Annotated in this window: 8 protein-coding genes; 4 read left to right on the forward strand and 4 right to left on the reverse strand. The window is 73.0% G+C overall.

All coding sequences use genetic code 11. The annotated features are described in order from the left end of the window. Positions 1 to 3: 3 nt before the first annotated feature. Positions 4 to 2,415, reverse strand: coding sequence for a serine/threonine protein kinase (locus WME85_RS12620; protein WP_437838007.1), 2,412 nt, complete (start codon positions 2,413 to 2,415; stop codon positions 4 to 6). Between the two features lie 125 nt (positions 2,416 to 2,540). Here WME85_RS12620 and WME85_RS12625 point away from each other — a divergent pair, with 125 nt between their 5' ends. Together WME85_RS12625 and scpB are read left to right on the forward strand one after the other, a co-directional pair. Then, positions 2,541 to 4,856: a segregation/condensation protein A gene (locus WME85_RS12625; protein WP_437838009.1), complete on the forward strand. Its 2,316-nt coding sequence runs from the start codon at positions 2,541 to 2,543 to the stop codon at positions 4,854 to 4,856. Beyond that, positions 4,843 to 6,600, forward strand: coding sequence for an SMC-Scp complex subunit ScpB (gene scpB / locus WME85_RS12630; RefSeq protein WP_437838011.1), 1,758 nt, complete (start codon positions 4,843 to 4,845; stop codon positions 6,598 to 6,600). Before WME85_RS12625 ends, scpB begins: the two co-directional genes overlap by 14 nt. A gap of 54 nt (positions 6,601 to 6,654) precedes the next feature. Here the strand turns inward: scpB and WME85_RS12635 are convergent, their stop codons facing one another. Next, complete coding sequence (locus WME85_RS12635) at positions 6,655 to 6,999, reverse strand: helix-turn-helix domain-containing protein (protein WP_437838013.1); 345 nt, start codon at positions 6,997 to 6,999, stop codon at positions 6,655 to 6,657. Positions 7,000 to 7,077: 78 nt separating this feature from the next. Here WME85_RS12635 and WME85_RS12640 point away from each other — a divergent pair, with 78 nt between their 5' ends. Both WME85_RS12640 and WME85_RS12645 read left to right on the forward strand, forming a co-directional pair. Beyond that, positions 7,078 to 8,682, forward strand: a complete 1,605-nt coding sequence (locus WME85_RS12640) for a lamin tail domain-containing protein (protein ID WP_437838015.1) — start codon at positions 7,078 to 7,080, stop codon at positions 8,680 to 8,682. Positions 8,683 to 8,882: 200 nt separating this feature from the next. After that, entirely contained in the window at positions 8,883 to 9,512 is a 630-nt protein-coding gene (locus WME85_RS12645) for a helix-turn-helix domain-containing protein (RefSeq protein ID WP_437838016.1), read from the forward strand. 245 nt (positions 9,513 to 9,757) lie between these two features. Here WME85_RS12645 and WME85_RS12650 read toward each other — a convergent pair whose 3' ends face one another. Together WME85_RS12650 and WME85_RS12655 are read right to left on the reverse strand one after the other, a co-directional pair. Further along, the gene (locus tag WME85_RS12650) at positions 9,758 to 11,122 is read right to left on the reverse strand and encodes a TldD/PmbA family protein (RefSeq protein ID WP_437838018.1); all 1,365 of its coding nucleotides are present in this window, start codon (positions 11,120 to 11,122) and stop codon (positions 9,758 to 9,760) included. A gap of 117 nt (positions 11,123 to 11,239) precedes the next feature. Then, entirely contained in the window at positions 11,240 to 11,992 is a 753-nt protein-coding gene (locus WME85_RS12655; protein WP_437838020.1) for a hypothetical protein, read from the reverse strand. Positions 11,993 to 12,138 lie beyond the last annotated feature (146 nt).

Consider the following 12,138-nt stretch of genomic DNA (forward strand, 5'->3'; position numbering starts at 1 on the left):
GGATTATAGCCACGGACCCGTTGAAGAGGGGAGCGGCGAGAGGGAATCGGCAGGCAGCGGCGGCGGCGAGGGAGGCAAGGCCGGCGCGGGCCCGGCGCTGGCCGGCGGCGGAGCGGCGCCGGGCCTCGGGGTCGCGCCCGCGCCGCCGCCGGCCAGCGCCGGCGAGGCTGGCGCGTTTCTGGGCGCGGGCGGCGCGGGCGGCGCGGGCGCCGGCGGCTCGCCGGTGGGCGTGGCGCGGCCCTCGGGCGACCCGGGGCGACGCGGCGGCCTGCGGCCGGGGCCTGCGGTCGGGGGCGCGGAGCTCTCGGGGGAGACCTGGGGCGGCGGCTCCGGGGCGGTGCCCGGCGGGCTGCCCGAGAGCTCGACGACGAGGTGCTGGGCGGTGGTGAGCTCCGGGTGCAGCTCGATCGCGAGCTTCGCCAGCCGGATCGCGCCGGCCCTGTCGCCGGCGTACTTCCGCCCGAGGGCGTCGGTGACGATGCGCTCGGACGACTCGCGGCGGAGCGCGGTGAGCCGCGCGTCCCCGGGCCACCGCGCGAGCGCGAGCGAGAGGATGTCCCTCACGTTCTCGCCGGGCGGAGCGTCCCACGCGTGCCTGCCCATGCAGTCGCGCGCGCGCTCGATGTGCGCCTCGATGGAGTCGCTCGCGGCCGGCCCCCCGAAGGCGCCGAGGTGCCGCCCGCCGACGAACGCGACGATCCCCACCGCGCCGGCGCACGCGAGGAGGGCGGCGGCGCGGGCGATCACGGCGCGGCGGGGGAGCGGCCGCGCGGCGGACTCGACGCCCTGCATGGTCGAGGGCGCGGGCGCAGCGTCGTGCGCGGGGTCGATGCCGAGGCCGATCGCGGTGCGCGCCGGCTCTTCCGCCGCGGGGGTGGGCCAGGACGACGCCGCGCCGCTGAAGGACGAGCGCTGGGTGCCGCTGGCGCGCTCGGCGCCGCTGTGGGAGGCGCGCTCGGCGCCGCTGTGGGAGGCGCGCTCGGCGCTGCCGAAGGACGAGCGCTCGTCGCTGCCGAAGGAAGCGCGTTCCATCCCGCTGAACGACGAGCGCTCCACGCCGCTCGCTCTCGACGAGCGCTCGGCGCTGTCGAACGACGAGCGCTCCACGCCGCTCGCCCTCGACGAGCGCTCGGCGCCGCTGGACGAGGCGCGCTCCTCGTCGGGCCGGTGCGGCGCCGGGGTCCCGTACCGCTCTGCCTCGACCGGCGTCCGGAGCGGATCGAGATCGCTGAGGTGCGCGCTCTCCAGCGTGGGCGCGGGGATGCCGCCGATCTGGGCGGCGAGGGCGGGGGAGAGGTCGAGCGACTTGGTGCGCGATTTCGAGGCCAGCTTCATGACCGCGCTGGCGCGCAGGAGCCCGGGCTGAGCGGCGATCTCGTCCGGGTCGAGGCCGCTCGCGCGCACGGCGAGGGCGAGGTCGCGGCCGAGGGCGCGCGCGTCGGGGGCCCGGTCGCAGGGCCTCTTGGCGAGGTTCTGCATCACGACCTGGGCGATGGGCGCGGGCACGTAGCTCGAGCGCGCGATGCTGCGCAGCTCCGCCGGCGGGGCGTGCGTGTGCTGGACGAGCAGCGCGACCGGCGAGTCGCCCTCGAACGGCGCGCGCCCGGCGAGGCACTGGTAGAGCATCGTCGCGATCGAGTAGACGTCCGCCGGCGGGCCGACGCGCTGCCCCTCGGCACCCTCGGGCGAGATGTACTTGGCGGTGCCGAAGATGAGCCCGGCCTGCGTGGTCATGGCCTTGTCGGCCCAGTCGAGGCGGGCGATGCCGAAGTCCAGCACCTTCACGTAGTCCGGGTCCTCGCCGCGGCGGACGAGCATGATGTTCTCGGGCTTGAGGTCCCGGTGGACGATGCCCTGCGCGTGTGCCTCGCCCACGGCGTCGCAGACCTGGAGGATGATGTGGAGCGCCCGCGGCAGCGGGAGCGCCTCGCTCTCGCCGCCCGCGCCCGCCGCTGCGAGCGCGGAGAGGAGCGAGAGGCCGTCGAGGTGCTCCATGACGAGGTAGAGCTCGCCGCCGATCCGGGGGTCGTCCGTGGAGGAGACGCTCCCTGTCATCAGCACCTGGACGACGTTCGGGTGGACGAGCCGGCTCGCGATCCTGGCCTCGCGGTGGAAGCGGGTCACGAGCTCGGCGTTGGTGCTCAGCTCGCGGTGGAGGATCTTGACGGCGACGTCGCGCTCGATCCCCGCCTGGAAGGCGCGGTAGACGCGGCCCATCGAGCCGATGCCGATGAGGTGGCGGACCTGGATCTGCCCGCCGAGCGTGAGGCCCACGTAGGGGTCGCGCTCGACGGCGGCGGAGGAGGGGCTCTTGCGCGAGCTCGCGAGCGGGGTGCCGTCGCGCGGGCAATAGAGCACGCCCGCGTCGTAGCGCTCACCGCACGAGGGGCAGCTCTTCGCGGGGGACGGCTTCATCGACAGCGCTGATGCTAGCACCGCTCTCGCCATAAATTGTCGGGTGGAGCGGCGTTTCCGCCGGTGGCGCCGCCGGGGGGCGCTCGGGCGTGGACCGACCGGCGCCTTGCGATTACGGTCGCCGCGTGAGCGGTTCCAAGGCGGGCGCGGCAAGGGCGCGCGGCGGCAAAGGGCGCGGCAACGCGGGCGCTGCTCCTGCGCCCGCCGCCCGCGGGGGCGCGGCCTCGCGGTCCGGCGGGGCCGCCGCGCTGGCCCGCGAGGCGGCCTCCCCGGCCCGCGAGGTCGCCCCGGCGGCCCGCGAGGGCGCGGAGGCGGGGCCGCGCGAGGGCGAGTACGTCGTCACGCTCCCCACGTTCGAGGGGCCGCTCGACCTGCTGCTGCACCTCATCCAGCAGCACGAGCTCGACATCCTCGACATCCCCGTGAGCTTCGTCACGGAGAAGTACCTCGAGTACCTGAAGATCATGCGCTCGCTGTCGATCGATCTCGCGAGCGAGTACCTCGTGATGGCGGCGACGCTGGCGCACATCAAGTCGAAGATGCTGCTGCCGAGCGTGCCTGCGGGGCAGGACGACGACGGGATGCCCGGCGAGGAAGAGGATCCGCGCGCGGAGCTCGTCCGGCGGCTCCTGGAGTACCAGAAGTACAAGGTCGCCGCGGCCGATCTGGCCGAGCGCGGCACGCTGGGGCGCGACGTGTTCACGCGCGGCATGAGCGAGAGCGAGGTGCCCAAGGGGCCGGCCCCGTTCGCGTCGACGACGATCTTCGGTCTGCTGGACGCGTTCGAGCGGGTGCTGAAGCGGACGAACGTCCAGATCGATCACGAGGTCGTCTTCGATCGCATCAGCATCACGGATCGCATCGTGGAGCTCACGGAGAAGCTCTCGGCGCGGCGGGCGATGCGCTTCGAGGATCTGCTGCTGGACAGCGTCTCGAAGGGGGGCGTCATCCCTCGCTTCGAGGTCGTGATCACGTTCCTGGCCGTGCTCGAGATGTGCAAGCTGAGGCTGATCCGGGTCCACCAGACGGACCCGCTGGCGCCGATCCACATCCAGCTCTCGGTGGCGGACGGCGCGCCCCCGCCGGATTTCGAGACCGAGGACGGCGCGCCCGCGGCGGAGCGGATCGAGGCGGCCGGGAGCGAGGCGGCAGGAGCGCCGCCTGCCGGCGAGGGAGCGGCACCGGAGGCGGAGGACGGCGAGCCGGCGCGGGCGGAGGTTGCGGAGGAGGCGGAGCTCGAGACGGTGGAGCTTTCGGTTGCGGAGGCGGCGGAGCTCGAGATCGTGGAGGCCGCAGCGGAGGAGGGCGTCGAGCTGGTGGAGCCGGAGCTTGCCGGGCCAGCCGAGAAACCGAGCGAGGAGCCTGCGGAGCCCGCCGAGGTCGTGGAGGCCATCACGGAGGAGAGCGTCGGGCCGGCGGAGCCGGAGGTTGCCGGGCCAGCCGAGGAGCCGAGCGAGGAGCCTGCGGAGCCCGCCGAGGTCGTGGAGGCCATCACGGAGGAGAGCGTCGGGCCGGCGGAGCCGGAGGTTGCCGGGCCAGCCGAGGAGCCGAGCGAGGAGCCTGCGGAACTCGAGGTCGTGGAGGCCGCAGCGGAGGAGAGCGTCGAGCCGGCGGAGCCGGAGCTTGCCGGGCCAGCCGAGGAGCCTGCGGAACTCGAGGTCGTGGAGGCCGCAGCGGAGGAGAGCGTCGAGCCGGCGGAGCCGGAGGTTGCCGGGCCAGCCGAGAAACCGAGCGAGGAGCCTGCGACGCTCGCTGCGCTGGAGTCTCCCGCGGAGGAGAGCGTCGAGCTGGCGGAGCCGGAGCTTGCCTGGTCAGCCGAGAAACCGAGCGAGGAGCCTGCGACGCTCGCTGCGCTGGAGTCCCCCGCGGAGGAGAGCGTCGAGCCGGCGGAGCCGGAGCTTGCCTGGCCAGCCGAGAAACCGAGCGAGGAGCCTGCGACGCTCGCTGCGCTGGAGTCCCCCGCGGAGGAGAGCGTCGAGCTGGCGGAGCCGGAGGTTGCCGGGCCAGCCGAGGAGCCGAGCGAGGAGCCTGCGGAACTCGAGGTCGTGGAGGCCGCAGCGGAGGAGAGCGTCGAGCCGGCGGAGCCGGAGCTTGCCTGGCCAGCCGAGGAGCCGAGCGAGGAGCCTGCGACGCTCGCTGCGCTGGAGTCCCCCGCGGAGGAGAGCGTCGAGCCGGCGGAGCCGGAGCTTGCCTGGCCAGCCGAGGAGCCGAGCGACGAACCGGCGCCTCCGGAGCGCGCTGAGCCTGCGGAAGAGACGAGCAACGCGGGCGACGTCGCCGACGTCGAGCCAGCGGTCGAGGCAGATGCCAGCGCCGCTCTGGACGGGATGCGCCGCGATCCGGTCGCGCACGCGAGCGACCCGCCGGACTCGGACGGCGTCGCGGCGCCGCCGACAGGCGTGGATGAGGTAGACGCAGGGAGTGGCCGTGACGGTGGCTGATGCCGCGGGGAAGCGGCGGCGCGGATCGAAGACAACGGGACAGGGCGCGCCGGCGCGGCTGAGGGCGGCGGCGCACGCGTGGCTGGGCGGAACGAAGCGAGCGCGAGAGGCGAAGAAGGAGCCGCGCGCGCCGAAGACGGCAGGACAGGGCGCGCCGGCGAAGGCGAGAGGACAGGGCACGCCAGCGCGGCTGAGGGCGGCGGCGCACGCGTGGCTCGGCGGAGCGAAGCGGCCGCGGGCGGCGAAGAAGGAGCCGCGCGCGCCGAAGGTGGCAGGGCAGGGCGCGCCGGCGAAGGCGAGAGGACAGGGCACGCCAGCGCGGCTGAGGGCGGCGGCGCACGCGTGGCTCGGCGGCGCGAAGCGGGCGCGAGAGGCGAAGAAGGAGCCGCGCGCGCCGAAGGTGGCAGGGCAGGGCGCGCCGGCGAGGGCGAGAGGACAAGGCACGCCAGCGCGGCTGAGGGCGGCGGCGCACGCATGGCTTGGCGGAGCGAAGCGGGGGCGGGCGGCGAAGAAGGAGCCGCGTGCGCCGAAGGGGGCACGGCAGGATCCGGCCGCGCGCTTCCGCGCCGTCGCATGGGCCCAGCTCGGCGACCCGGCGCGGCGCGCCGCTGGCCCGGTCCGGAGCGCGACCGCGGCGCCGGGGCTCTCCGCGGTCGCGCGCAAGCACCTGAAGGGCGTCCTGGAGGCGCTCATCTTCGTGGCGGAGCGACCCGTGCCGGCCCGCGAGCTCGCGCGCTCGGCGAACGCAGAGCACCGCGTCGTGCGAGAGCTGCTGGCCGAGCTCGTCGCGGAGTACGATGGGCGAGGGTTCCGCCTGGACGAGATCGCCGGCGGGTATGTATTTCGAACGAGCCCCGCGTTCGCGCCCTTCGTTCGCGAGGTGACCGATCAGAAGCCGGTCAAGATGTCCCGCGCCCAGACCGAGACGCTCGCGATCGTGGCTTACCGGCAGCCGATCACGCGGCCCGAGATCGACGAGATCCGCGGCGTCGACTCCGGCGCCGCGCTCAAGTCGCTCCTGGAGCGCGATCTCGTGAGGATCCTGGGCAAGAAGGACGAGCCGGGGCGCCCGATGCTGTACGGCACGACGGCGCAGTTCCTCGAGTTCTTCGGCCTGAAGGCGCTCGGCGAGCTGCCGACCCTGCGCGAGTTCACCGAGCTGACCGAGGAGTCGCGCCGCGCCTACGAGCGCGAGCTCGGCGAGGAGCCGCCCGAGGGGGCGGCGGCGACATCGGAACAGGAGAGCTTCGCCGGCGCGGAGGGAGCGATCCGAACGAGCGTCGCCAGCGCGGGGGAGAGCCTACCGGAAGACGTCGGCGTGTCGCCTATTGCGCCGCGGGAGGGAGATGCTGCGATGGAAGCCATGGAAGACGAGGTGCGTGTGGAGAGTCCGGTTTCTGGGGTGGATGCTGAGCCTGGCGCGAAGGTCGCCGTCGGACACGAGAGCGATTTCGGGTACGACGAAGTGCGTCACGCAGAGAGCGACGAGGACGAGGACGACGAGGACGACGAAGAGGACGAGGACGAGGACGAAGAGGGCGACGACGAAGACGAGGACGAAGAGGGCGACGACGAAGACGAAGACGAGGAGGGCGAAGAGGACGAGGACGAAGACGAGGACGACGAGGAGGGCGAAGAGGACGAGGACGAAGAGGGCGACGACGAAGACGAAGACGAGGACGAAGAAGACGACGAAGACGATGAGGATGACGAGGACGACGAAGACGAAGACGAAGACGACTGAGCCGTCACCTCCCTCTGACCTTCGAGCGCGTCGGCCCGTCGCTCATCTCGCCGCTCACGACGGTGGAGCGTCCGCCGGATCCGGATAAGCCTCTGCCAGCTTCAGCGCCGCGCTCCTGAGCTCCGGGTGGGAGAGGAGCTTGCGGAAGAGCCGCCAGAGCTCGGGGTCGGCGAGCACCTGGAGCGGCGAGACGTTCGCCTGCCGCCTCTTCTTCCGGGGGATCGCCTCCGGACCTTTGCGCCGCAGCTCCTCCATCATCCCGACGAAGCGCTTCGTCGGGAAGAGGTCGCCGTGCTCCCATGCGAGCACCGTCTCCTGCTCGATACCCAGCGCTCCGGCGAGCTCGCGGGCGGTACAGCCAAGCTCCTGCCGGAGCTTCTTGATGTCCTCGGGGGCCATGCGAGGCGAGGGTAGCGGCCTCGAAAAAAAAAGCGACGTCGGGGCAACCGGCAGCGAGCTCCCGCCGAACTCGGCGTCATGACCCATCGTCGCCTGACCCGCCCCTCGTGCACGCCCTGCGCCCGCTACACCCTGCCGCTCGCGCTCGCGCCGCTCGTGGCCTGCCCCCTTTCCTGCGCGCCAGAGCTCGCGGTTCCCGCTCACCTCGATGAGCTCGATGAAGCCGAGGTCACCGAGACCGCCGGCGAAACGGACGCAGCCCCCGAGCTCGAGATCGAGCCCGCCGCGCCCCCGGACGCAGCGCCCCCGGTGCTGCGGCTGCGGGTGCGCCTCCCGGGCGCCTCTGCCGCGAGCGTCGATCCAGCGCGCGCGCTGATCATCCACGGGAAGATCGGCGCGGCGCACGTCCGGCAGATCGAGCAAGGCGAGCTGTCGAAGGCGCTCTCGGAGCGCGTGGTCCCCTCGATCGCCTGGCTGAACGACACACCCTCGGGAGACCTCTGGCTGACCGTGGCGCCGCTCGCCCCGCTCGCGCCCGGGGAGACCTACGCCGTGGCGAGCGGCAGCCCCTCCTTCTCGCACCACATCCAGATCGCCGCGGAGGGCTCGCCGCCTGTGCTCCCGCGGCTCTGGCCCCCGCTCGACGCCGGGGCGAGCCTCACGTTCGGCGTCTGGTGCGGCGATGCGCCCCTCCCGGAGATGGTCGCTCCGGCGCAGCTCGCCCCGGGCGGCCCGGCGGGCGAGCTGCGCCGCGGCGCCGTCGATGGCATCGGCGCGCACTGCCTGCGCTTCGAGGGCGAGCCGGCGCCCACCGTACCGATGCAGGCGGACGATCTGCGCCTCGTCGGCCCGCCCGTCGCCCTCGCGGGTGAGCCGGAGAGCGTGAGCCTCGATCCACGACCGTTTGCGCTGGAATCGGGTCCTCTCCCTGCCGTCGCCGTGACGTGCGCGCTGGACGAAGTGCCCCTGGGACCGGGCTGCGCTCAGGTCGCCGACGATCGGATTCTCGTCCGTTCGGCGGCCGCGCCGCTGCTCTGGGCGGTCGCGGGGGCGGGGCTCGATGAGGTCCTCGCGCTGGCGCCCGGCGAGCCGTTCGTCCTCGCGCCCGTGCCGCCCCTCACGCCCGTGGAGCTCACCGTGGCCATCATCGATAACGCCGGACGGGTGGAGCGACGGACGCTCTCAGCCATGACGCGCGCGCCCATGCCCCACGTCATCATCAACGAGGTGCTGGCAAACCCGGTAGGGGCCGAGCCGGCTCAGGAGTGGGTCGAGCTCTACAACGATGGTGAGGTCACAGCTGAGCTTACAGGGTATGTGCTCGCCGATGTGGGCGGAGAGACGGAATTGCCCTCCATTTCCCTGGAAGCCGGCGCTTACGCGCTGGTCGTCAACGAGGGCTACGTCAGTGAGGATGAGCTCGATCCTCCGGCTCCTCCCGAGACGCTGCTGCTCCGCGTGCCAAAACTTGGCAGCCATGGGCTGTCGAACTCGGGAGAACCGCTCAAATTGAAGGACGGAGGAGGTGCAGTCGTGTCCAGGTCGCCCGCTTCGCCGGAGCCCAGAGCGGGGATGAGCCTGGCTCGTGTAAGGCCCCGCGCTCCCGATGGATCGGCTGGCTCCTTCGTGACCCTCTGGCCTACACCCGGACGCGTGAACATAATGAACCAGGAGATCCCCTGAAGCATGGGGAGTCTGCCTCCGCGCGGGGCGTTCTCTCTAAGGGGCCGAGAAAATTCGAGCAAAGCGGGTGACGGGCCCGTCTGTGAGAGCTAGGTTTCAATCGAGTAAACAGACGGGTGGGGGGGGCCGCCACCTGAGGAGACGCTGCCGCGCTGTGAACGCGAGCTGTGCGGCAGGTGCCTTTCGCGTGGAGTTCGGCGATGGCTGGTGTTCGTGAAAAGCTGTTGACGGCATCCGACCTCGCGGCCTTGTGCGAGGTCGACTTGAAGACAATCCATAACTGGGTAGATCGGGGGAGGATTGCCCATTTCCGTACGCCAGGGAGACACTTGCGCTTCAAGGCGGCGGACGTGGCCGAGTTCCTCCGCGCATGGGGCTATTCGGTGCCCCGGGAGCTCGCGAAGGCGACCTCCAAGTCGATGATGGTCATCGGCACGAAGGACTCGATGACCCACGTGGCGCGGTCGCTCGGGGAAGGTGTGCCCATACGGCACGCGAGCCACCCCTATGACGCGCTGATCTACGCGGGGGCCGACCCCGCGGATGTGTACATCGTCGACGTACGGGCGGTGTCCGGTGACGTGGACGCCACCTCCCTCTTCGAGGCGCTCCATCGAGCGAACTCGCAGGGGACGTTCGTCGCCCTGTCGGACGAGCCCATCAGCCTGCCCTCGTTCGTGGGCCGGATCGGGCGCAACGACGCGCAGCAGCTGAAGGCCTTCCTCGTGCCTGAAGCGGCCGCGCAGACAGGGACGCCCCTCCAGGCGACCGCCGGCGCGGCCTCGGAGGAGCCGCCGCGCAGCCTGGCCGCTGGCGGGTCCTCGCGCTGAGCGAGGGCCGCGGCCGTCCTGCGCCCGGCCGAGAGGTCGGGCGCCGGGCGGCCGCGGGCGGCTGTCCGGCGCCCCGCCAGGAGCCGCAGCACTGCAGAGCGACCGGCTGCGGACGGAGTCCCCCCCTCCCGCAGCGCAACCTGGGGCCGGTTCACCGGTCGCTCTCAGCCCGCTGTCGAGTCCGGATCTGATTTTCCTGGAAATGCGTGAGATCGAGGGGCGCAGGCTCCTCGGAAGGAAGCGATTCAGCTTCCCGCGATGGTCATGGCGGAGACCCGGAACGTCGGGGCCGCCGTTGCCGTCCGGAGATCCAGATCGTCGCCGACGGCGTCGATCCGCTGGAGGAGCTCGTCGAGGTTCAGCGAGATCGTGACCTCGCTGACGGGGTGCGTCAGCTGGCCGTTCTCGATCCAGAAGCCGGACGCGCCCCGGGAGAAGTCGCCGGTCACGGCGTTGAAGCCGAAGCCCATCATCTCGGTGACGTACAGCCCGCGCGGCGTCGAGCGCACGATCTCCTCCGCGGGGGTGGAGGTGGGCTGGAGGATGAAGTTGGACGTCGACGGGCCCACGCCGCCGCCCGCCCCGCGCGAGGCGCTGCCGGTCGGCGGGCGCTTGAGCTTCCGGCCGCTGTAGCTGTCGCACAGGTAGGTCTTCAGGATGCCCTGCTCGACCACGACGTTGCGCCGCGCCAGGAGGCCCTCGCCGTCGAACGGGCGCGAGCCGGGCGCGCGCGGGATCAGCGGATCGTCGACCACCGTGATGAGATCGCTGGCGACGCGCGTCCCCTCGCGGCCGACGAGGTAGCTCGACTTGCGCCAGATCGAGCTGCCCATGAGGCAGGAACCGAGCAGCCCCAGCATCGAGCGGGCGACGTCCGGGTCGAAGACGACCGGCGCCTCGCAGGTCGCGACCTTGCGGGCGCCGAGCTTGCGCAGCGTCCGGCGGGCTGCCTCGCGGCCCACGGCGTCCGGGGCGTCGAGGTCGGCGAGGTAGCGCCGGGCGCTGAAGTAGAAGCCGCGGCGCTTCTTGTCGCCGGTGTCGTCGGCGACCGGCGAGACCACGAGCGACGCGTACGAGCCGGCATATCCGCCGCGGAAGCCGCCGGAAAGGACGAGGGCGAAGGCGCTCGCGGTCCGCGAGAACGTCGCGCCGTCGCTGTTCGTGATGCGAGGATCGGCGTCGCGCGCGGCCTGCTCGCCGCGGCGCGCGATGTCGATGGCCTGCGCGGCCGTGACGCCCCCGCCGGAAGGGTCGTAGAGGTCGAGCGCGGGGAAGGGACCCTTGGCGATGAGCTCGGGATCGGCGGGGCCGGCGAACTCGTCCTCCTGGGAGATGTCAGCGAGCTCCAGCGCGTCCGCCACGAAACGATCGATGCCGCGGGGCGTGAGGTCGGAGGTCGAGGTCAGCGCGACGCGCTGCTTCTTGATGATCCGCATGCCGAGGCCCTTGTGAACGGCCTCCTCGACGAGCTCAGGCTCGCCGAGGCGCACCTTCGTGGAGAGCTCGGATCCCGAGCGGGCGATCGCCTCCGCGACATCGGCGCCGCCCTTCCTGGCGCGCGTCACGACCTGATCGGCCAGCTCCATCAGTTCTTCGATCTGCTGATCCACGCGGGCTCGTTCGGACATGGGGCGACAGGGTGCTGGAGCGCGGTGGCTCCGTCAACGCGGTGAGGCAAACGCGGTGGGCAACGCGGTGAGGCGACCCGCTTTGAGAGGGGTGGCCTCTCAGTCCGGCCGGTTGGAGCGACCCCCCTTGCCGAGGCCGAGCCGGCGCTGCGGGCGGGTGGAGGCGGGCCGGGGCGGATCGACCACCGGCGCCGGCTCGCTCGGGACGGCGCGGGACCGCGGGGCGCGGGCGGGCTCGGCCTTCTGCCCGCCGACCGGCGGCTCGCGCCGGAGGAGGGCGCTCACGGTGACCGCGAAGCCGGCGGCGAGCATCGTGTGCATCCAGAGGAGCGCGTAGCCGAGGGGGCCGCCCGCGACCGGGTGGACGCCGAAGTCGCCCTCGACCTGGCGGTAGGTGCCGTCGAGCGCGAGGCGCCGGGCCAGGGCGACGACGGCGACGAGGGCGATCGCGAGGGGCGCACCGGCGAACACGGCGACCGCGCGGACCGAGCGCTGCGCGGTGGGCCTGCCGCCGGCGCTCGCGGCGAAGCGCTGCGCGGCGGCGAACCCGGCGGGCACCGAGGCGGCGTCGAGGAGGAGCAGCACGAGGTCGACGGCGGACGGGATCCGCCGGGTGTCGACGAGGTACGCGAAGCTCCAGTCCGGCGCGAAGACGAGGAAGTAAGCGCAGACCGGCGCGAAGACGAGGAGGGCGAACAGGATGACGAGGGCGAGCGGCCGATCGCGTGGGTCCGGCGCGAGCCGAGGCTCCGCCGCGCGCAGCGCGCCCGGGCGGTGAGGGGCTGCGGCGCTGAACCAGGCGAGCAGCGCGCCGAGAGCAAAGCCGACGAGGGGAGCGACGAAGGCGGGCACGCGGCGCGGAAAGTAGCCCCGCCGCCCCCTCCTGCGCAAAGAGCCTGGGCGATTTGCGCGCGCTTTGCGCCGCGCGCGTCTCCTCGTCCAGGAGGGGCGGGCGCGGGGCGCGCACGAGACGCGCCGCCTGCCACAGCGGGCGGACG

It is taken from the genome of Sorangium sp. So ce1153 (genome assembly GCF_051521595.1).
Taxonomy (GTDB): domain Bacteria; phylum Myxococcota_A; class Polyangia; order Polyangiales; family Polyangiaceae; genus Sorangium.

Coding starts and splice junctions, on each gene's coding strand:
- WME85_RS12620 (WP_437838007.1), bottom strand. CDS start 2,415: ATGAAGCCGTCCCCCGCGAAGAGCTGCCCCTCGTGCGGTGAGCGCTAC.
- WME85_RS12645 (WP_437838016.1), top strand. CDS start 8,883: ATGGCTGGTGTTCGTGAAAAGCTGTTGACGGCATCCGACCTCGCGGCC.
- WME85_RS12635 (WP_437838013.1), bottom strand. CDS start 6,999: ATGGCCCCCGAGGACATCAAGAAGCTCCGGCAGGAGCTTGGCTGTACC.
- WME85_RS12640 (WP_437838015.1), top strand. CDS start 7,078: ATGACCCATCGTCGCCTGACCCGCCCCTCGTGCACGCCCTGCGCCCGC.